Annotated in this window: 17 protein-coding genes and 1 pseudogene; 9 read left to right on the top strand and 9 right to left on the bottom strand. The window is 43.5% G+C overall.

Translation table 11 applies throughout. From position 1 onward, the window contains the following. From AC2A4J_RS19860 to rpoE, 6 genes and pseudogenes are all read right to left on the bottom strand, one after another. Positions 1–1,091, bottom strand: a pseudogene (locus tag AC2A4J_RS19860) (IS4 family transposase); the annotation flags it as partial. A gap of 131 nt (positions 1,092–1,222) precedes the next feature. Further along, the gene (locus AC2A4J_RS19855) at positions 1,223–2,632 is read right to left on the bottom strand and encodes a DegQ family serine endoprotease (protein WP_484177230.1); all 1,410 of its coding nucleotides are present in this window, start codon (positions 2,630–2,632) and stop codon (positions 1,223–1,225) included. Between the two features lie 61 nt (positions 2,633–2,693). Further along, positions 2,694–3,161 carry a SoxR reducing system RseC family protein gene (locus AC2A4J_RS19850; RefSeq protein ID WP_484177229.1) on the bottom strand — a complete coding sequence of 156 codons (468 nt, stop codon included), beginning with the start codon at positions 3,159–3,161 and terminating at the stop codon, positions 2,694–2,696. Further along, positions 3,161–4,126 carry a MucB/RseB C-terminal domain-containing protein gene (locus tag AC2A4J_RS19845; protein ID WP_484177228.1) on the bottom strand — a complete coding sequence of 322 codons (966 nt, stop codon included), beginning with the start codon at positions 4,124–4,126 and terminating at the stop codon, positions 3,161–3,163. Before AC2A4J_RS19845 ends, AC2A4J_RS19850 begins: the two co-directional genes overlap by 1 nt. A 3-nt stretch (positions 4,127–4,129) precedes the next feature. Further along, positions 4,130–4,795, bottom strand: a complete 666-nt coding sequence (locus AC2A4J_RS19840; RefSeq protein WP_484177227.1) for a sigma-E factor negative regulatory protein — start codon at positions 4,793–4,795, stop codon at positions 4,130–4,132. Positions 4,796–4,797: 2 nt separating this feature from the next. Then, positions 4,798–5,385, bottom strand: a complete 588-nt coding sequence (gene rpoE, locus AC2A4J_RS19835) for an RNA polymerase sigma factor RpoE (protein WP_255828113.1) — start codon at positions 5,383–5,385, stop codon at positions 4,798–4,800. Positions 5,386–5,617: 232 nt separating this feature from the next. Here rpoE and nadB point away from each other — a divergent pair, with 232 nt between their 5' ends. Continuing rightward, a complete protein-coding gene (gene nadB, locus AC2A4J_RS19830) occupies positions 5,618–7,213 on the top strand; it encodes an L-aspartate oxidase (RefSeq protein WP_484177226.1) in 1,596 nt (531 codons plus the stop codon). Positions 7,214–7,235: 22 nt separating this feature from the next. Here nadB and AC2A4J_RS19825 read toward each other — a convergent pair whose 3' ends face one another. Beyond that, complete coding sequence (locus AC2A4J_RS19825) at positions 7,236–7,562, bottom strand: hypothetical protein (protein WP_484177225.1); 327 nt, start codon at positions 7,560–7,562, stop codon at positions 7,236–7,238. Between the two features lie 103 nt (positions 7,563–7,665). After that, positions 7,666–7,941, bottom strand: coding sequence for an FAD assembly factor SdhE (locus AC2A4J_RS19820; RefSeq protein ID WP_255828110.1), 276 nt, complete (start codon positions 7,939–7,941; stop codon positions 7,666–7,668). A gap of 323 nt (positions 7,942–8,264) precedes the next feature. Here AC2A4J_RS19820 and AC2A4J_RS19815 point away from each other — a divergent pair, with 323 nt between their 5' ends. From AC2A4J_RS19815 to AC2A4J_RS19790, 6 genes are all read left to right on the top strand, one after another. Further along, on the top strand, positions 8,265–9,584 hold the full coding sequence (locus AC2A4J_RS19815; protein WP_484177224.1) for an ABC transporter substrate-binding protein: 1,320 nt from the start codon (positions 8,265–8,267) through the stop codon (positions 9,582–9,584). A gap of 103 nt (positions 9,585–9,687) precedes the next feature. Beyond that, positions 9,688–10,548 (top strand): carbohydrate ABC transporter permease, encoded by an 861-nt coding sequence (locus AC2A4J_RS19810; RefSeq protein WP_255828108.1) that lies wholly within the window; start codon positions 9,688–9,690, stop codon positions 10,546–10,548. A gap of 10 nt (positions 10,549–10,558) precedes the next feature. Continuing rightward, positions 10,559–11,389: a carbohydrate ABC transporter permease gene (locus tag AC2A4J_RS19805; protein WP_484177223.1), complete on the top strand. Its 831-nt coding sequence runs from the start codon at positions 10,559–10,561 to the stop codon at positions 11,387–11,389. Between the two features lie 18 nt (positions 11,390–11,407). Beyond that, on the top strand, positions 11,408–12,502 hold the full coding sequence (locus AC2A4J_RS19800; protein ID WP_484177222.1) for an ABC transporter ATP-binding protein: 1,095 nt from the start codon (positions 11,408–11,410) through the stop codon (positions 12,500–12,502). Position 12,503: 1 nt separating this feature from the next. Next, positions 12,504–13,934, top strand: coding sequence for a mannitol dehydrogenase family protein (locus AC2A4J_RS19795; RefSeq protein WP_484177221.1), 1,431 nt, complete (start codon positions 12,504–12,506; stop codon positions 13,932–13,934). Between the two features lie 140 nt (positions 13,935–14,074). Then, the gene (locus tag AC2A4J_RS19790) at positions 14,075–14,971 is read left to right on the top strand and encodes a helix-turn-helix domain-containing protein (RefSeq protein ID WP_255828104.1); all 897 of its coding nucleotides are present in this window, start codon (positions 14,075–14,077) and stop codon (positions 14,969–14,971) included. Between the two features lie 41 nt (positions 14,972–15,012). On the opposite strand, the gene xylB is transcribed toward AC2A4J_RS19790, so the two are convergent. Then, on the bottom strand, positions 15,013–16,503 hold the full coding sequence (xylB, locus tag AC2A4J_RS19785) for a xylulokinase (RefSeq protein WP_484177220.1): 1,491 nt from the start codon (positions 16,501–16,503) through the stop codon (positions 15,013–15,015). Between the two features lie 245 nt (positions 16,504–16,748). Between xylB and AC2A4J_RS19780 the strand changes: the two genes are divergently transcribed. Together AC2A4J_RS19780 and AC2A4J_RS19775 are read left to right on the top strand one after the other, a co-directional pair. Beyond that, positions 16,749–20,114, top strand: a complete 3,366-nt coding sequence (locus AC2A4J_RS19780) for an MHYT domain-containing protein (protein ID WP_484177219.1) — start codon at positions 16,749–16,751, stop codon at positions 20,112–20,114. Continuing rightward, positions 20,111–21,106: a response regulator gene (locus AC2A4J_RS19775; protein WP_255828101.1), complete on the top strand. Its 996-nt coding sequence runs from the start codon at positions 20,111–20,113 to the stop codon at positions 21,104–21,106. The genes AC2A4J_RS19780 and AC2A4J_RS19775 overlap by 4 nt, the downstream gene beginning before the upstream one ends. The last annotated feature ends 5 nt before the right edge of the window (positions 21,107–21,111 follow it).

Below are 21,111 nucleotides of genomic sequence, written 5' to 3'. Positions count from 1 at the left end.
TGGCCATGTGATGCGACCGCATGACTCGCCTCTCGACGTACGATGTTGTAGGCCAGTAACATTCCCCACAGTTCTTGGTAGATTAGATCGACTTTCTTACTGCGCAACGTAATGGCGTTGTTGAGCATAGAGGATTTGATGCCACGAAACCCTAGTTCAATTTCCCAGCGCTGATGGTACACTGAGCAATCTTATCCGCTGGGTAGTCGCTGATAGGGAGGGATGTCAGTACCGTCTTGGCTTTTCCTTGAACGTCATAAGTTATGGCTCGTACATCCCAATATTCGGGCAGATTAGCGCTCTTCTTGCGAGCTTGTGGGGAGACTTTCATACGCCACAATGCATCTCCGTATTCCTCAATGACTTCATACACAGTATTGCTGCGCTTGGGAATGAGCCAATGTCGACCTTTTCCCCCAGTCATCAATGTATGCATGAGATTTGCGCTCCAAAAATTCCGATCTAAGAGTGTAATACTGCGATCTGGAATCTTATCTAACATGCCTTCTGCTAATGGTGTTTCAGCTTTGCTGTAAACGCCTACCTGAGCATCTAAAATAACGTGGGAATGCGTATTCATCAGAGCGACGCAGCGCAATAACGGATAGGCGCTTTGCTTGACCCTTGTATTGCTGGCACTACCGAAGTGCTCTCGTAACTCTGGCGTGTCCTGGGTGCGAAAAATGACACCATCCATAGCAAATACTTGCAGCCCTTGCCAATCATCCTGAGCAAATCGCTCATTAGCCCAATGCTCACCTGTGCGCTGGAAAAGCCACTGCATAGGATCTGAACCAAGTCGCTGCCTCGCTTGAGATACGCAGCTCTTGGCAAGAAGTTGCTCCGATGCTAATCCTTCTGAACAGATATTTAAGCGCCTAGCTACTTCTTCAATCGCTTCATCCCGAAAAAGAGCCATCCCTAGTACCAACCAAAGCACTTGGTCTTCGGGGTAAGCGTTGTCGTCTGATGCTTGCGCTTGAGGAAAGGGTTAATGCGGACTCAATCCACTCAATGGGAATATTCTGAGTGAAGGTTGAATGATCTGAGAAGGAGTGGAGCTCATCGATACTAAGAAGTAACTGTTGAATAGACACAAAAAAATCCGATTAAGAAAACTTAATCGGATTTTCTGAGGCTATTCAATTAAAATCACCCCTTAAATGAACAGCATTAACCTTTTGGTCGCTTTTTTCGTTTCGAATGTTGCCGTTTTTAATGATTAATCCATTATTTTGAATGGAATAAACATAGGGTAACCCTGCCTAATCACTCGCATTGGCACAGAACGACCATTTGGAATATCTTTAGCGATGTCACCAAACTCAGTAACACTGTTAATGCGCTTGCCATTTAACATAGTAATCACATCACCTTGTTGCAAGCCATTACGGGCAGCTGTTCCACCCAGAATTTGCTCGATAACAACGCCACCATCAATTTCAAATTTCTTCGCCATATCTGCAGGAACTTCTCCGACAATCATGCCTAGACGGTTTTGATCTTGTTGAGATTGAGCAATGACATTAGGGTCATTTGGTCGAGCATCTAGCGTCACCGAAATTGTTTGTTCTTTACCATCTCGATAGACTTTAGCGTCAATTTTTTCACCCGCTTTCATTTGCCCAACAATGTAAGGCAGCTCACCAGAGTGTGCGATAGACTTACCATTGAATTCTAAGATGATGTCACCTGATTTTAAGCCTGCTTTTTCAGCTGGAGAGTCAGGTAATACACGACTGATTAGAGCACCATTTGATCTGTCTAAACCAAATGATTCAGCCAGTTCATTGTTTACGTCCTGAATCAACACACCTAACCAAGCGCGAGACACCTTGCCATCACTCTTTAGCTGATCAACCACGGACATAGCGACTTTAGACGGAATCGCAAAAGACACGCCCATAAAACCACCAGAACGAGTATAGATTTGTGAGTTGATACCAACCACTTCACCGTCTAAATTGAATAACGGGCCACCAGAGTTACCAGGATTGATCGCGACATCAGTTTGTATAAACGGCACGTAGTTATCAGAAGGCAAGTTTCGCCCTGTTGCACTTACAATACCTGCCGTTACCGTGTAATCAAAACCAAACGGTGAGCCGATCGCCAATACCCACTGCCCAGGTTTAAGCTCATCGGAATCCCCCATTTTAACAATAGGTAGATCATCAGCTTCTATTTTAAGCAGAGCCAAATCCGTTCTAGGATCCGTACCAACCAATTTGGCAATATATTCACGTCTATCATTTAGGCGAACATGGATCACATCCGCGCCATCAATAACGTGATTATTAGTCAGGACATAACCATCATGGGAAACAATAAATCCAGAACCCAATGAACTTCGCGGCCCCTGCTGTGGTGGCGCTTGTTGACCGAAAGGTTGCTGACCAAAGAAGTGCTTGAAGAACTCATTAAGTTCTTCACTATTTGGCCCTAATTGCTGACCACCTTCATTAGCCGTTTTTGTGGTAACAGTTTGTTCCGTACTGATATTCACAACGGCGGGGGAGGCTTTCTCCACTAACTCGGTAAAGTCAGGAAGCGAAGCCGCATGAGTTAACATCGAAGCCATCATAAAACTACTGACGACAATCATGCTAACTTGTTTAAGCAATCTGTTCATTGATTGGTCTCCTTAAGACGTACCAAATTCATTACAGTGCCAGGTGAAGATATTTAGAAGCTTACGATGCCACGACCAAAGGTATATGGCCATCGTTAAGCGCTTCAATTCTTAAAATTTTGGGGTAATAGTCAAGATTGTTCATTTCTTGTTTTGACTTATTTCTCGCTAATAACAAACCACCAGCAAAGCCAAAGATAGAAAAAATAACCGCGATGCCCGATTCACCTCCCCACAAGGAGGGTACAACCGCTCCACCAACTAGGCCAAGTAATGGGATAAGGTACATCCAAACAGAAGCCTGTAGTAGCGTATCTTCAGGGATTCCGACAACAACACTTTGCCCGATTTCTACCGACAAAGGATCAATAGCTCGCATGCGCATTCGGTTTGATGAAGAAACTTGAGCAATAGCATGGTGACCACAACCATGCCGAGCACGACAAGAGGTACAGCTGCTGGTGCGAATGGTTTCTACATCAGCAAAGCCATCTTCTATGGATAATACTCTTCCCGTTTCTTCAATCATTAATCTTGCCTTGGCATAAATACGGTCATCAGTTTCTCAATGGTCGGTTCTGGTACTTCTCCAACCATGGTCAACAAATACAACTGATCTTTTACTTTAATACTACGTTCGCCAGCGATGGTCGCCCCCATGCTTAAAATGGACATGGCTTTAACCTTCATCGTCGGCTCAATAAAAATGGAGATGGTCGCCATTCCATCTGATAACAACAGCATGCTGGTGCCATGATTTAGCGACCTTGCCTCTGGCCACACCAGAGAAAAACCTTTCGGTAACCAGTCAAATTGCCAAAGATTTTTTACACGTCTTGGCTGAGTTTCCACCATAGGTTCAGCATAACTCCCCTCTTTTGGGACAAAATCTTTGTCTTTCAAGTCAGGGGCAAAATTAACGGAGGTAAATTGGATTCGCTCTAACAATTTACCGTCTGTTTTCAACATATCATGCTTTAAAAGAAAGTGATTTTCTGCGTCTAACCAAAATTGATGCCCATAGCGATATTGATCTTTTGGTACCAACTTTACAGCAATCACTTTGCGACCCGCGATCCGACTTGTGTGTTCGCCAACAATCATATCGTAACCTTTAATAAGCCGGTCACTTTCTACATCTTTAAAACGTTTAAAAGGCGGTATCAATGGTGCACGCATGTTGGCAACAAGTGCATTTGGATACACAGAAATGATTTTGTCATCAATGCGCAAAACTTCAATCTTGTCGCCGTCTAAATCCACCAAACTTTCATATTCCACACCGCCCATCAAATCATGACGGACACGCATGCTGTTCATATTCATCGCTTCAGAGTGAACAAATACACCATCATAACTGAGTGTAGAAAATGACTGTGTCATGCTTCTCAACAAATGCAATGCGTCTGGTGCCGAGTTACTAGCTGTACTTACACCCGAAATAATAAGGCATAGTAGCGTGAAAAAAATATGTAATGGCGAAAATAATCTCATAAATTACTCTTTAACGGGGTAGCTAACAACTCGAGCCATGGGGATCATTCCCTGCCCAACCGTCATCGCTGCTTGCTCAGCATGTTGTCGAAGATAATGCTGCAACCTAACGTTATCTATTTGCAACGCCTCTTTGTCCAATTCCGCCAATGGCGTTACTACCATATTGGTTGATGGTGAACGAACCTCTGCCACTAAATTTGGAGCGCTAACCTCTGATGTTAATAACTCATTACCACCCAATATCACCACAAACGCTACACTCGCCGCCACAGCAACGCTAGACAGGGCGACACGCCAGACTGGACGAGAAGCCGGACTATCACTAGGCAGAACAAAAGGCAGCAAATTGTTTGCACTGTGCTCTTCTGGAAATGAAGAGTCGATGTCAATCCCAGCTCTCACACGAAGCATCAAGCTATCTTCCAGACCAACAATGACAGACGAGTCGTTATGCAGCGCCTGCTGAATTAGATGATAAGATTCTAGTTGACGACTTAGCTCTGCACTGTCCCCATCTATTAAGCGGTCTAGATCTTGCTCTGTCGCTTCACCATCAAACATAGCCGACAAACTAGAACGCATTTCTTGGGAGTGGACGTTTTCTCGAGTACTGCCATGATCTCGGGAGCAATCATTTTTTGGTAAACCGCTGTTTAAAGCTGTCATATTTACTCTCCTGTATCCATCAATGGACGTATGTGTTTTTCTACCGCCTCTCGGGCGCGAAAAATACGCGACCGAACTGTTCCTACAGGGCAGTCCATGATCAGTGAAATGTCTTCATAACTCAGACCATCGAATTCACGTAAGGTTAATGCACTACGTAACTCTTCCGGCAAATTTTGAATGGCATAATGAATCGCTTTTTCAAGACGATCACTGTTTAAGTTTGCTTCAGGCGTGTCTATATCAGCTAAGGATTCATACACGCTGAAAACCTCTTCATTATCCAGCTCGACATCAGATTCTGGTGGACGACGAGAACGGCTCACAAGGTAGTTTTTCGCCGTATTAACAGCGATACGATACAGCCAAGTGTAAAAAGCACTTTCTCCGCGAAAACTACCTATGGCACGATACGCTTTAATAAAGCTTTCTTGGGCTACATCGAGTACTTCGCTTCTATCTTGTACATAACGTCCAATTAAACCCATGACCTTATATTGATATTTGACAACAAGCAGATCAAACGCCCGCTTATCACCCTGCTGTACTTTTTCAACTAACGCCTGATCAGAAGACGTTTCGTGCTGCATAGGCACCTCATATAAAAACCTTATTCGTCTGCGCCCTTGCTCATTACAAGAGAAGACAACACTTCACTTAACGAGTTCCCGTCATTGACTACTAAATAAACTATTTTGAGAATCTGTGTACCTCTTTAATTCCAGATAATACTCAAAATTTAGAGTGCGGCTTCAGAAAGTGTTCACTATTTACTGGCAACAATAGTAACATTAATTTTTTAGCCATAATCAGATCAATAACATGAGCCGACATTACAAACACGACATCGTCATTATTGGCGCGGGAGCCGCGGGGCTAACGCTTGCTCTTGAGCTGGCAGACAAACACCGCGTAGCCATTTTGACAAAAGCAGATATACGCGAAGGATCCACATTATATGCTCAAGGCGGTGTCGCTGCTGTATTGTCGGATAAAGATACAATTGATTCCCATATTAACGATACCATTGACGCAGGTGTTGAACTTGGTGATCCAGATGCTATTCGTTTTACAGTTGAACATTCCAAAGAAAGTATTGATTGGTTAATCGAGCAAGGCGTTCCTTTCACCCGCTACGGGGAAAGCGAGGAGTACCATTTAACGAAAGAAGGTGGTCACAGCCATAGGCGTATTATTCATAGTGCCGATGCCACCGGCTTGGCGATTTCCAAAGCACTAATTAAAAACGCAAGCAATCACCCAAACATCGAATTTTTCCCTGATCGTGTGGCCATTGATGTTGTCACAACGAAAAAGCTCGGCTTGGCAGGACCAAATCGAGCTGTTGGCGTTTATGCTCTTAATCTTGATGACGATGTGATTGAAGTTTTCCATGGGCATTTTGTGTCACTGGCCTGCGGCGGCAGCAGCAAAGTATATCTTTACACCAGCAACCCAGACACCGCTTCTGGCGATGGAATTGCCATGGCATGGCGTGCCGGTTGTCGAGTTGCAAACATGGAATTCAACCAATTCCACCCTACCTGCCTTTACGATGCCAAAGCCAAAACCTTTTTGATTTCTGAAGCCGTTCGTGGCGAAGGCGGTAAGCTTTTATTACCCGACGGCACACGGTTTATGGCGAAGTTTGATAAGAGAGAGGAACTGGCGCCACGCGATATCGTCGCACGAGCCATTGACCACGAAATGAAACGCCTTGGGATTCACCATGTTTTGCTGGATATTTCTCACAAAGCCCCAGAATTCATTAAAGAACACTTCCCAACCATTTATAAACGCTGTTTAGAATATGGCCACGACATGACAAAAGGTCCGATTCCTGTCGTTCCAGCCGCACACTATACATGTGGTGGTGTCGTCGTTAACCGTCACAGCGCAACGGACATTGACAACCTTTATGCCATTGGAGAAACCGCTTATACCGGACTTCATGGCGCGAACCGCCTTGCAAGTAACTCTTTATTAGAATGTATTGTTTTTGCTCGTTCTGCTGCTCAAAACATTGCTGACAGTCATCTACACACCAATGAAGTAGACATTCCTGACTGGGATGAAAGCAAGGTAACAAACTCGGATGAAGACGTAGTCATCACCCATAACTGGCAAGAATTACGACGTTTTATGTGGGATTATGTCGGCATAGTAAGAACAGACAAACGTCTTTTAAGAGCCAAACATAGAGTGGATTTATTATTGTCAGAAATCCAAGAGTTTTATGCTAACTATAAGATTTCGAATGATTTACTCGAGCTACGAAATCTTGCCGTAGTCGCCGATTTGATTATACGTTCCGCCATGTCTCGAAAAGAAAGTCGCGGCTTACACTTTACGTTAGATTACCCAAATAAACTAACCACCAGCAAGCCGACAATCCTTACTCCGAAAAATTCAGACTAAGCTGCGCTTAGAAATTTAAGCGCTAAGTTTTCGAGTTAATAGTTTTTTTAGCCTCTTCACTGCGGCGCAACAGGATTTGTTGCGCCGCATAAGAGCGCAGAACTTGATACACTTCCATTCCCACGCTATCGCGATATATCACTCGGTATTTGGGCCAGATTTTATCCCCAAAAGTCTGCACTTGGTCGACTTTAGCAATCAACTGAACACCATTAGCACGAATAAAAAGCAGCCTTTCATAACCACCTCGATCTAATAGAAAAACGCCTTGTTCATCGATACCAATCTGTCGAACAGGTTTTCGCAACATACGAATAAACAGAGTTAATCCAACTAAGCCAACGCTCATATAAAGCAATGCCCGCCAATAGGCAGGCATCCAATAAATTTGCAACAGAGCAGCGTACGCCAGGACTAAAAAAAGCCACAGCCCTACACTAATCCATGAGCATTTAAGCTCGGTAGTTTTCAGGCTGAACACGAGACAAAATAATATTAACAATGCGGGCATGATCCGGATCTTCCGGCTCAGCACTTTGCATAAACCACGGAAACAGTTCCTGATCTTCACAGGTAAGCAAATTAACGAAGCGCTGCTTGTCTTCGTCTTCCAGCGTCAAATACACATCCGCTAAAAAAGGCTCAAGTAGAACATCAAGTTCCAACATGCCACGACGACACTGCATTTTAAGACGTTTAAAACTAATCGAATCTGTGGTTTCACTCATGATATTACCCTTGAAATAGAATGCCGCCATTATAGCCATTTATATAAAAAAAACGAAAATGCCTTGGCCTCATTCACTGACATTTATCACGTAAAACCTTATTAGACAGACAGATAGCGCCAATTAAAGGTCTTAAGAAGAGTATTAAATTGACTCATTTTTTAGAAAAAACTTAAAAATGAAACAAAATAGTACATTTATTGGCAATTTATGTATTAACAGGTCAATTGTCACATAGCCTATATTAATGGTTACTTGATGATCAGTTATCAAGAATTAGGTACGACTATAAAAACAAAGAAACTCCAAACTGGGGGAAACCTATGAAACGCTTTACCAAGAATACCCTAACTTATGCGGTATCTATCACAGCAGCCATGACAGCTGCTAGCGCCTTCTCTGCAACTCAAATCACAGTGGCCACTGTAAATAATGGCCATATGATCGAAATGCAAAAACTCACACCTGAATTTGAAAAAGCTAACCCAGGTATCAAAGTGAAATGGGTAACGCTAGAAGAAGGTGTTTTACGTCAGAACGTGACACAAGACATAGCCAATAAAAGCGGTCTTTATGACGTTATGACCATTGGCATGTATGAAGCGCCTATCTGGGGTGAACGCGGCTGGCTACAAGCAGTCGATACCAGTGGTAGCTACGATGCAAAAGACATTCTTCCATCTATTCGTGGAGGTTTATCTTATGACGGCACTATGTATGCAGCCCCTTTCTACGGTGAAAGCTCCATGGTCATGTATCGCAAGGATCTTGTGAAAGCTGCAGGTATGGAAATCAATGACAGAGACAGCTGGGAACACATTCGTGATGTCGCAGCTGCCGTCAATAACCCAGAAAAAGGTATTTACGGCATTTGCTTACGTGGTAAAGCTGGCTGGGGTGACAACATGGCGTTCATGACCGCCATGGCAAACTCTTTTGGTGCTCGTTGGTTTGATGAAAACTGGAAGCCTCAGCTAGAAACCGCTGAATGGAAAAAGGCGGTTAACTTCTATGTTGATCTATTGAACAATTACGGGCCGCCAGGCGCAAGCAGTAACAGCTTCAATGAAAACCTAGCGTTATTTAACGAAGGCAAATGCGGCATGTGGATTGACGCCACTATCGCAGCGTCTTTCGTCACTGACCCTAAACAAAGTAAGGTTGCTGACAAAGTGGGCTTTGCTCAATCTCCTTATGCAGTGACGGAAAAAGGCGCGAACTGGCTTTGGTCATGGGCATTAGGCATTCCTGCTGCGACTAAAAACGCAGACGCGGCTCAAAAATTCGTTCGTTGGGCAACCTCTAAAGAATACATCCAATTAGTTGGCGAAAAAAATGGCTGGGCTGCGGTACCAACAGGAACAAGAGCCAGCACTTATGCTAACCCTAAATTCCAAAAAGCAGCGGTATTTGCTGATGCGGAATTAAAAGCCATCCAATCTGCTGACCCCACTGACAGTACACTAAAACCAACCCCTTATGTGGGCGTTCAGTTTGCTGCCATCCCTGAGTTCCAAGCAATTGGCACAACAACAGGGCAAATGATCTCAGGTGCATTGTCTGGCTCTATGACAGTCGATCAAGCTTTGAAATCTGCCAATACTTCTGCAGATCGTCAAATGCGTCAAGCAGGTTATTACTAACCATTATTAAGCTCGACAAAGAAATAGGGCGTCGCCCTATTTCTTATCTTGATTCGTTCTGCACGAGAACAAATCCCCCTGCTTATAATAAGAGAAACACAACATGAAGCGCTCAATTACTCGCTTATTAATGGCACCATCCGTCATCATGCTTTTGGTTTGGATGATCATTCCATTATCCATGACCATCTATTTTTCCACCATCCGCTACAACTTATTGTACCCAGGTCAGAATAACTTTGTTGGATGGATGAATTTTGAATTCTTTATTACTGACCCTGGATTCATTCCTGCGGTATCGAATACCTTAATACTGCTACTTTCAGTGTTGATCATCACTGTAGTACTAGGTGTGATGCTATCCGCTTTAATTGATAAACCATTTTTTGGCCAAGGCATTGTGCGTGTTTTGCTGATTTCACCTTTCTTTATCATGCCAACTGTCAACGCACTGATTTGGAAAAATATGATGATGAATCCGGTGTATGGCATTTTTGCATGGATATCAGAATCACTGGGCTTTGAACCCATCGATTGGCTATCTAGCTACCCACTCGTCTCCATCATTATCATGGTCAGTTGGCAATGGTTACCTTTTGCCATTTTAGTCTTTGTTACTGCGCTGCAATCCCAAGACACGGAGCAAAAAGAAGCGGCCCAAATGGACGGTGCGACAGGCTGGCATATCTTCCGCTATTTAACTATTCCTCACCTTGCACGACCAATTGCCGTGGTAGTGATGATAGAAACCATCTTCCTATTAGCCGTATTTGCTGAAATCTTCGTCTCCACTGGCGGCGGCCCAGGTTACGACAGCACAAACCTAGCGTATTTAATTTATAACCAAGCGCTTCTTCAATATGACGTTGGTGTGGCTTCTGCAGGTGGTTTATTTGCTGTATTGCTTGCCAATATCGTGGCCTTTTTCTTAATTCGTGCCGTTGGCAAAAACTTGACGGTGTGAGGTGAATACGATGACTCTTAATCAACAACGCAAACTCAAAACCATTCTGACTGGCTTGTTCGCATGGACAGTCGCATTGGTGCTATTTTTCCCGATTTTTTGGATGTTTATTACCTCCTTTAAAACCGAATTACAGGCGATATCTGTTCCACCATCGCTGTTCTTTGAACCAACACTGGATAACTTCCGAATCGTTCAAGAGCGCAGTGACTACATTCATCACGCATGGAACTCCGTCGTCACGTCATTTGGCTCAACCATAATCGCTTTGGTCATTGCCATCCCTGCGGCTTACTCCATGGCATTTTTCCCAGGAAAACGCACCAAAGACATTTTGCTATGGATGCTCTCTACTAAGATGCTGCCAGCAGTCGGCGTGTTAGTCCCTATTTATATCCTTTGCAGAGATTATGGCTTATTAGATTCAAAAACCGCTTTGGTGATCATTTTCACCCTAATGAACTTGCCCATTATCGTATGGATGCTGTTCTCCTACTTCAAGGATTTACCAAAAGAAATACTTGAAGCCGCAAGAATGGATGGCGCTACCCCTTGGGATGAAGTCGTCAAAGTTGTATTGCCACTTTCTATTGGCGCCATTTCATCAACCGCTCTTTTATCCATCGTATTGTGTTGGAACGAAGCTTTTTGGTCACTCAACTTAACCGCATCCGATGCCGCGCCATTAACGGCGATGATCGCCTCTTACTCAAGTCCTGAAGGCTTGTTCTGGGCGAAGCTATCTGCAGCCTCCACGCTTGCTTGTGCACCCATCGTTATTTTCGGTTGGTTCTGTCAAAAACAATTAGTCCAAGGCCTTACATTCGGCGCCGTAAAATAATTATTAGGAAGCTTTTTTATGACTTACTTAGCGATCACTGATTTACAAAAACACTATGACAGCTACCACGCATTGCGCGGCATTAATCTAAGTATTAAGGAAGGTGAATTCGTCGTCTTCGTTGGGCCATCTGGCTGTGGTAAATCCACTTTATTGCGTACCATCGCGGGTCTTGAGTCCAGTACAGGTGGAAGCATTGAACTAGATGGCAGAGACATTACTGAAGTGGCATCGTCAAAACGCGACCTCGCCATGGTGTTCCAGTCTTATGCGTTGTACCCACACATGACAGTGGCTGATAACCTTTCCTTCGCTCTTCGTCTTGCCAAAGTGTCGGATGCTGAAATTAAAGAGAAAGTACGCTCGGTGTCTGCATCCTTGCAGCTTGATCCTTTATTAGAACGTAAACCCAAAGAGCTATCTGGTGGTCAACGTCAACGTGTTGCCATTGGTCGCGCTATTGTTCGTCAGCCGAAGGTATTCTTGTTCGATGAGCCACTATCCAATCTAGACGCCGCACTGCGTGTACAAATGCGTTTAGAACTCGCTCGCCTTCACAAAAAACTCGGCACAACCATGATTTACGTAACTCACGATCAGGTTGAAGCCATGACCTTGGCCGACCGAGTAGTAATTTTAAATGCTGGACAAATTGAACAGGTTGGCACACCGCTCGAACTCTATCGCCAGCCAAATAGCCGCTTTGTGGCTGAGTTCATTGGCACACCAAAAATGAACTTAATCGCAGCGAATAAAATAGTACGCCATGAAGATAATCTAGCCATTGAATTACTTGGTCAGCAAATTCACTTCCCTGCAAATCGTTTAAAAGGCCCACTGCCAGATTCGGTTGTTGTTGGTATTCGCCCGGAGCATATGTCGTTGGTAGAGGAAGGCGGCGATTTATCTGGTCGCATTGAATTGGTTGAACACCTCGGCTCCGAAGCCTACGCGCACCTTCAATTATCTAGCGATCAAACCATTATCATCAAGGCCCCGGCTCGAACAGAGCTAAAAGACGGACAAGAAGTCAGCCTCAAAATTGACATGTCAGAAGCCATTTTGTTTAACGAAAATGATCGTGTCATCTCTGTTATTCCAGAGGAGGCCTAGTATGGCTAATTACTTACAAGCCGTCTCCAATGCGGAACAGCTTTCAGCTCAGAATTATACAAAAGAAACGATTCAAGCTGGTATCGTCCATTTGGGTGTAGGCGCGTTTCATCGTGCCCACCAAGCGGTGTACATTGATCGACTATTAGCTCATGCCAATCAGCAAAACTGGGGGATTATTGGTGTCAATATTCGCCCACAAGACAGCCACGTTTTCGATCGTTTTATTAAGCAAAAGGGCGAATACGTTTTAAAAACCATGGCGGCTGATGGCAAGACAGACTATGAGCACATTCGCTCTATTGTTAAGCAAATTGACGGTGCACAAGCACCTGAAGAAGTTGACTCAGCACTTGCGGACGCGAAGACACAGCTTGTCACATCCACAGTGACAGAAGGTGGTTATTACCTTGATGAAAATCGCCGTTTGATGCTAGAACATCCTGCAATCAAGGCCGATGTAGAAGGTGCTCGCAATACGCTTTATGCGTTTCTTTATGCTGGACTTAAACTGCGAAGCGAAACATCCAAGGCAAAAATCACTCTATTATGCTGTGATAACCTTCGTCATAACGGTGAGCTACTCGAAACTGGGCTAATGCAGTTTTTAGACGCTAAGCAAGATTCGGCTTTATCTGAATGGGTAAAACAAAACGTGTCTTTTCCTTGCTCTATGGTGGATCGAATTACACCTAAGCCAAGCCAGCAACACATAGACGATGTCCGTTCTCGCTTCGGTGTCGATGACGACATGACAGTCATGGGGGAAGACTTCATCCAATGGGTGGTAGAAGATAAGTTTGCCGGTGATAAACCCGCTCTTGACCTCGTTGGCGTGCAATTCGTGAAAGACGTGGTGCCCTTTGAAGAAGCTAAAATTCGCATTTTAAACGCGGGCCATACTTGCGTAACGTATCAAGCAGCATTAAAAGGCCTTACCTACTTTGATGAAGCCATGCGCGATGACGAATTAAAGCAGTATTTTACGGACTTTATTCTACAAGATTCGATCCCTGCGATCGGTGATTCGGTGGTTGATCTGCCTGCTTATTTTGACATTATTGCGCAACGTTTTAGCAACGCCAATATTGGCGATACTGTAGAGCGAATCTGCACTGATGGCTACGCCAAATTTCCGATTTTTGTTTTCCCAACGCTGGAAGGCGCCTACAAAAAAGGCCGCACTCCCGTAAAAACCATCCAAGGCATCGCTAGCTGGTTTGCTTTTATTCAACTATCTAGTCAAGGCAAGCTAAATACGCCTTACCATGAGCCAAATAAAGCCTCTCTAGCGTCATTTAGCAATGACGAAATGGGCATTCGAGCTTTTGCAACAGATCGCTTTTTATGGGGCAATGTGCCAACAGAGTTTCCTGACTTTGTAACTCAGCTCTCTGAAGCAATTCAGACAAGCATGGCAAAGTATGCTTAGATAGTTATCATTAATTAGAGTGCCTAACTCAAGAAAACAAGGTGGATAAAGTTGTCTCTTCCTTGGTTTCTTGAGTATATTTTTATTAAAAATAAAAAATAAGCAGTGAGTGGTCATTTTATCTGCTGAGCGAGAAGATTATGTCTAATACCGCCAAACGCATCACACCCGAATACGAAATCGTCGAAGATAACGAAACCATTCGCTATTTAGAACACGGCTATCCGTGTGATCTTATTCGCTGGCATGCCCATGATGACTACGAGCTACATTTTATCGTCGCGACATCGGGCAAGGTGTTCGTCGGTGATTACATAGGCAATTACTCACCAGGCCAACTCATTTTAACGGGACCTCGACTCCCTCATAACTGGATCTGCCAACACGACCAAGAAGATGTTCAACTTCGGGACATGGTGATTCGCTTTGATCACGAGTCTTTTTCAAATGGTATGAAAATCATCCCCGAACTCGCCGAAATATTGCCTATGTTAGCGAGAGCAAAATCAGGCATTGAGTTTTTTGACCAAGACCACGAATACCTAAAAGATATCTTCCAGAAAGTGCGCGATTCTAGCGGCTTGTCAAGACTGATTCTCGCCCTCCCCCTCTTACAAAAACTGGCTCAAAGTCGAAGTTATCGCTTACTTTCTACAGTGCAAATCGATTTAAAGTCCAGTGAAACACTGCAACGTAAAATCAATACTGTGGTCGATTATGTGTCACAAAACTACGGCCAAGATATTACGCTTTCCAGTGTAGCAAGCTTGATCGGTATGTCTGACAGTCATTTTTCTCGCTTCTTTAAAAAGGCGACAGGCAATCGATTTATTGAATTTGTGAATCGCGTACGAGTCAGCCGCGCTTGCAGCTTATTAACCGAAACAGACCAACAGATTGCAACGATTTGTTTTCAAGTTGGCTTCAACAATGTTGCTAACTTTAATCGCCGATTTCATGAGCTGAAAGGCGTCACGCCTAGAGACTTCCGCACACAAAGCAACATTCACATTGAAGGCACGGCGCCTGTTTCATAATACGACTGTGCCTTAGAATCATTAAAAAGCAACTGTCGTTATTAAGACGACAATTGCATCAATTTTTCGTTTAGGTCTTTTGTCGATTGGTAAAGAGATTGGTATAAAGCGTACTTCTCTTGATAATAAGCGCCTAAAGAAGAGTCTGGTTCATGCACTTCTAATACGTCAGGCATGGTGCAATATTCTGTAATTAGCGACTCAATGCTTTTATTTTGGCCTTGCTTCTCGCCTAACAATGCCAAACGTGCTGCCCCCAAGCCTGGCCCTACATCACCGCCATCACGATAAATAAGGCGCTTATTCAATACATTAGCAATAATCTGACGCCACAAGGCAGAACGCGCGCCACCACCAATTAAAGAAAGCTCATCTACGGCACTTCCCGCACTGTACAAAGCGTTTTGACTATCTAATAAAGAAAAGGCCACGCCTTCTAGTATTGCCAACGTCATCGCTTCAACATTCGTTGTATTCGTTAACCCAATAAATTGCCCATTAGCTAGCGGGTCATTGTGTGGTGTTCGCTCGCCACTAAGGTAAGGCAGAAACAACACGTTAGTGCGTTGCATATCGCTGTCTTCAAGCGCGTCTAACAACTCAGCAACCGATTTATCCACCAGCTTTGCAAACCAAGCTAATGAGTTCGCTGCACTAAGGGTAACACCCATTTGATGCCAACGATTAGGCAAAGCATGGCAAAAAGCGTGTACCGTATTGAGAGGATTGGCTTTATGGGACTCGCTCACTGTGAAGTACACACCAGAAGTACCTAATGAGATAAACCCTTGACCAGGATTCGTCACTCCCATTCCCACCGCACCAGCAGCATTATCGCCAGCGCCGGCCACAACAGGTAATTGGGGAAGCTCAAGCTCTTGAGCAACCGCTTCAGACAAACTACCGACAACATCACAGCCTTCGTACATTTTTGGCATATTGGCTTGCGTTAGTCCTGTTGCGGCCAATAAAGCATCATCCCATTGACGTGTTTCAGGATTTAACCAAAGCGTACCGGCGGCATCTGAGCAGTCGGAAGACATGGTGCCTGTCAATCGGTAAGCCAAGTAGTCTTTCGGTAATAATACATGTGCCAAATTAGTAAATATCTCTGGCTCGTTTTCTTGTACCCAACGTATTTTAGGCGCGGTGAAGCCTGGCATATAAAGGTTGCCAGAGCGTTCGATTAATTCCGGAAATTGCGCCATCAAGGCTTCGCACTGAGCTTGACTCCGACCGTCGTTCCACAAGATACAAGGACGTAAAACATTGCCTTGAGCATCAAGTAAGGTAGCGCCGTGCATTTGCCCCGATAACCCTAACGCTTTCAATTTGCTTAAATCCAAACGCTGCTGCAATTGCTGAACAACCGTCTTACACGCTTGCCACCATGACAATGGGTTTTGCTCTGACCAAGTAGCCTGAGGACTATCGACAGTTAAAGACACCGACTCCTGGGCCAATACATTACCATTGTCGTCAATAACGACGCCTTTTAAACCAGAGGTTCCAAGATCAAGACCTAAATACATTTTGTTACTCTTCTTCATCAAAAGTGGTGTTTTGTTTTAATTTTTATATGGCATGCTGCACTATTGTATCTATAGCGTTTCATACTCGAAATAATAGGTAAAAGTGTCAATACAATTCTATTAATTAGCCTTTTTAGTACAAGTAGAGAATAAAAACGGTTAGTTTGTGACATATAAACAGCAAAATAAATAATTCTTAAATTCTCTCGCGCCTCGTGACCTAATTCAGGAAATAAGTAGAGTTAATGCAGTTACTAAACAGCTTCTTTGTTACTCAAGTCGATCACACTCACCTAGCTATGGGAGACTACAACTATCTACTGGTTGCCCTTTCTATCGCTCTCGCTTCAGCGGCCTCTTTTTTTGCTCTGCATTTTGCCTCTATCGCGCAGCATATTGTTATCGATAAATATAAAAAGATTGCCCTTGTCTCTGGCTCTTTCATTATGGCTGGTGGTATTTGGAGCATGCACTTTGTCGGCATGCTGGCATTTAACATGGGACATGAAATTTCTTATGACCCTTGGCTAACCGCACTCTCTCTGATACCCGCTATTCTAGCTTCGTATATCACGCTAAAAAGATTAATTCGAACGGACCTGAGCATTTGGCAGCTATTTGCAAACGGTGCCTTTGTGGGCGGCGGTATTGGAGCGATGCATTATATTGGCATGGCAGCAATGGAAATGGACGTTGAGCTAAAATATGATCCTATGTGGTTCTTAGCGTCGCTGATCATTGCCGTTGTTCTGGCGTTTATCGCCTTATCGACGCATTACTATGTCAGAAAAATTTGGGCTCATTTAAGCCAGAAGTGGATCAGCAGCATCAGTGCACTTATTATGGGAGCCGCTATTTCAGGTATGCACTATGTAGGCATGGCTGGCGCAAGGTTCATTTCGTCCAGCGACGCTGGCATATCTCATGTACAAAACAGTGCTAACAGCTATCTTTCGCTCGTTGTTGCAATCATCACATTATTACTGTCAATTCTAGCGGCAAACATCGCGTCACAATTGCGCTATCGTCAGTTATTACTGGAAAAAACAGCCAGTGAAGTTCGCCTAAAAACAACCTTAGATACGGCTGTAGATGGCATTATATCAATCGATAGCTACGGCACGATTAAAGAGTTTAATAAGGCGGCCTCTGTCATTTTTGGCTGGAGCGAAGAGGAAATAATTAACCAGCATTTTGGTGTTCTGTTTCCTCAAAAATACGCTGACGAATTCACTCATGCTCTAGCCTCTTTTAGAGATTCCGGTGAAGCAAACATAGCGGGCACAGAACGAGAAATTCATGCCATCAACAGGGATGGGAATATTTTCCCTATTAGATTGGGGGTCGGGAAAGTTGATATACCTAATAGTGACACGTTATTTGTGGGCTTTATTAGCGACATTTCAACACGAAAATCATTAGAAGAAACCATCAAAAAAAGCGAAAAACAATACAGCTCTTTAATCAAAAACATTCCTGGCGCTTCTTTTCGCTGCTTGATGGATGAGCACTGGACAACTCTTTTTGTAAGTGATGCCATTTACGATATTACAGGATGGAGCACATCCGATTTTTACAACAAAACCGTTTCCTTCGCTAAGCTAGTTCACCCAGATGACGAAAATAATATTGCTATCGTTATAGATGAAGCCGTCACATCACGTAAAAACTATAAGTTAGAATATCGATTGAGACATAAAAAAGGCCATTATGTTTGGGTTTTAGAAAATGGCTCTGTCATTTTAAATACTCATGATGTTCCCGAATGGATTGATGGTGTTATTTTAGATATTTCACATCGTGTTGAAATGGAAAACGAGCTTCGTCACGCTAAGGTCAAAGCCGAAGCATCAGCCGAAAGTAAAGCCTCATTCTTAGCTAACATGAGCCATGAAATACGTACACCAATGAACGCTATCATAGGTTTTTCTGACATTTTATTGGAGTCAGAAATCTCGGGCGAAAACAAAAAACACCTTTCGGTTATCAGTAAATCGGCTCGCTCTCTGTTACACCTTCTAAACGATATACTCGACAGTGCAAAATTAGACAAAGATAAGCTTGAATTAGACATACAACCTTTTTTACTTGCAAACTCAGTCGATACGGTCATTTCTACCCTATGGCTACAAGCAAGAAATAAAGGTTTAGAACTAAACTTTCATATTGAGCCCGATGTTGCCGAAGCGTATTTGGGTGCCGAAGATCGCATCCGCCAAGTTCTGATGAATATTTTAGGTAATGCAATTAAATTCACCGAGAAAGGCTATGTTGCTCTAACTGTGTCAACACTAGATGATGGCAACGTGCGCTTCTCTGTAAATGATTCAGGCATAGGTATTCCAGAATCACGCTTACCACATATTTTTGACCCATTTACACAAGCTGATGCCACCATGAGCCGTCGCTTTGGCGGAACAGGTTTAGGCACTAGTATATCCAAACAACTAGTCACTCTCATGGGCGGCAATATCCAGGTAACAAGCGAAGTAGGAACCGGAAGCTGTTTCTCTTTTGAGCTACCTCTTGCAGAAACAGAAATACTACTGAGTGCTGAAACGCCTCAACTGCCAGCTATAGCACCAAGAAAAATACTGTTGGCCGATGATGTTGAACAAAACCTAACGCTATTAACTATTATGCTTAAGCGACATGGCCATAGCATTTTTACAGCAAAAGACGGTATTGATGCACTTGAACAATTTAAAATGATAAAACCTGACATTATTCTAATGGATATTCAGATGCCGAATATGGATGGCTTAACCGCTACCCAAGTTATCCGCAGCTATGAAAAAGAGCACCAACTAACTCACACTCCCATTATTGCTTTAACAGCAAACGTATTATTAGAGGATAAATTAGATGCTCAGCAAGCGGGGATGGATGGCTTTGCCAACAAACCTATTGATCTTGGAGCCTTAACCACTGAAATGGCGAGAGTTTTGAATGAAACCCCCACATTCATTAATCAGCAAGATAGTAACCATACAAAGGGTAATCGTAAAAATCCCCAGATCCATTTAGATAAGGGTCTATCATTGTGGAATGACATAAAAATCTATCTCGCTGAACTAACAAAATTTTCAGACGCTAACGCCCATATAGTAGATAGACTAAAAGCTCACCTAGATCATCAAGAGTTCGAAGAGGCTTGTGCTTTAGCACATGCGATAAAAGGCACGTCTGGCAACCTAGCATTATTAAATATCTCCAATTGTATGGCTAATATAGAACAAGTCGCACAAACAAAAGACCACAATCAATTCCTAAAAAGCATTCAGTATTTAAGCGTTTTATTGACTCATTTCTTTGAAGAGCTACAGCAATTAATTAATCAATACAGCAGCCATTCTGAGATACCAAATACAGACACTCAAAATTCGCTATCTACAACACAATTAATAGCACTTCTCGATACGCTCATTATGTCCGCAGACTCGGGCGAAGTAGACGACGACAATATTGCCTTGCTTATCAGCTGCGTCCCCCAAAATATGAAGTCACATGCTGTTTCCGCTAGTAAAGCGATCTCAGACTTTGAATTCGATAGCGCTATCAAGGGCCTTAACAACTTAAAAGAATTGATGACACAGGACGCCACCCTATGAGAATCGGAAGTAAACCTGCACCTCGCGTACTATTGGTTGATGACGAACCGTCAAATTTACGCGTCTTAAGACAAGTATTACAAGCCGCACGCTACCGTTTGTCTTTTGCTCGATCAGGACAAGACGCATTAAAACTGGTAGAGAAAGAGCCTGTCGATCTCATCCTACTCGACATTATGATGCCTGATATGACAGGCTTAGAGGTCTGTGAGCGCCTAAAGCAAAACCCAGCAACAGCCCATATTCCAGTAATATTTGTCACCGCATTAAAAGACAGTGTCGATGAAGCAAAAGGTTTTGAAATTGGTGCCGTTGATTACATCGTCAAACCCATCGTTCCCGCTATCGTCTTAGCCCGTGTCAAAACACACCTGTCTTTAATTAGAGCAGATGAGCTACTAAACACACACATAGATTTAATCCATAGGCTTGGACGAGCAGCAGAATACAAGGACAACGAAACAGGTATGCACGTACAACGTATGAGCCGCTATGCGAGAGTTATTGCATCGGCATACGGCTTTTGCGACGAGTCAGCAGATGATTTAATGATGGCAGCGCCTATGCATGACATAGGAAAAATAGGCATAGCAGACAACATACTACTAAAACCGGGAAAGCTTACCGAAGAAGAGTATGAAGTCATGAAGACTCACGCGCAAATAGGTGGCGAGATTCTCTCTAACCCCAGTTCGTACCTTATCGAACTAGCCCATTCTGTTGCGATGACGCACCATGAAAAATGGGACGGTTCAGGCTACCCCAAAGGCTTATCTGGCGAAGAAATTCCTATTGAAGGCCGTATAGTTGCCTTAGTTGATGTATTTGATGCCCTCACCAGCGCACGCCCTTATAAAAAAGCATGGTCTACTGAAGAGGCAATTAATTACATTTCAGAACAAAGCGGAAAACACTTTGACCCAGCACTCATCCCACTACTCAGACAAGAGTTACCTAAACTACTTGAAATACAAAAACAATTTGCCGAGTAGACTTC

Source organism: Marinomonas sp. ATLA20, from assembly GCF_057180105.1.
Note: the sequence above shows the minus strand (reverse complement) of the source record. Positions and strands in the feature narration are given on the sequence as shown.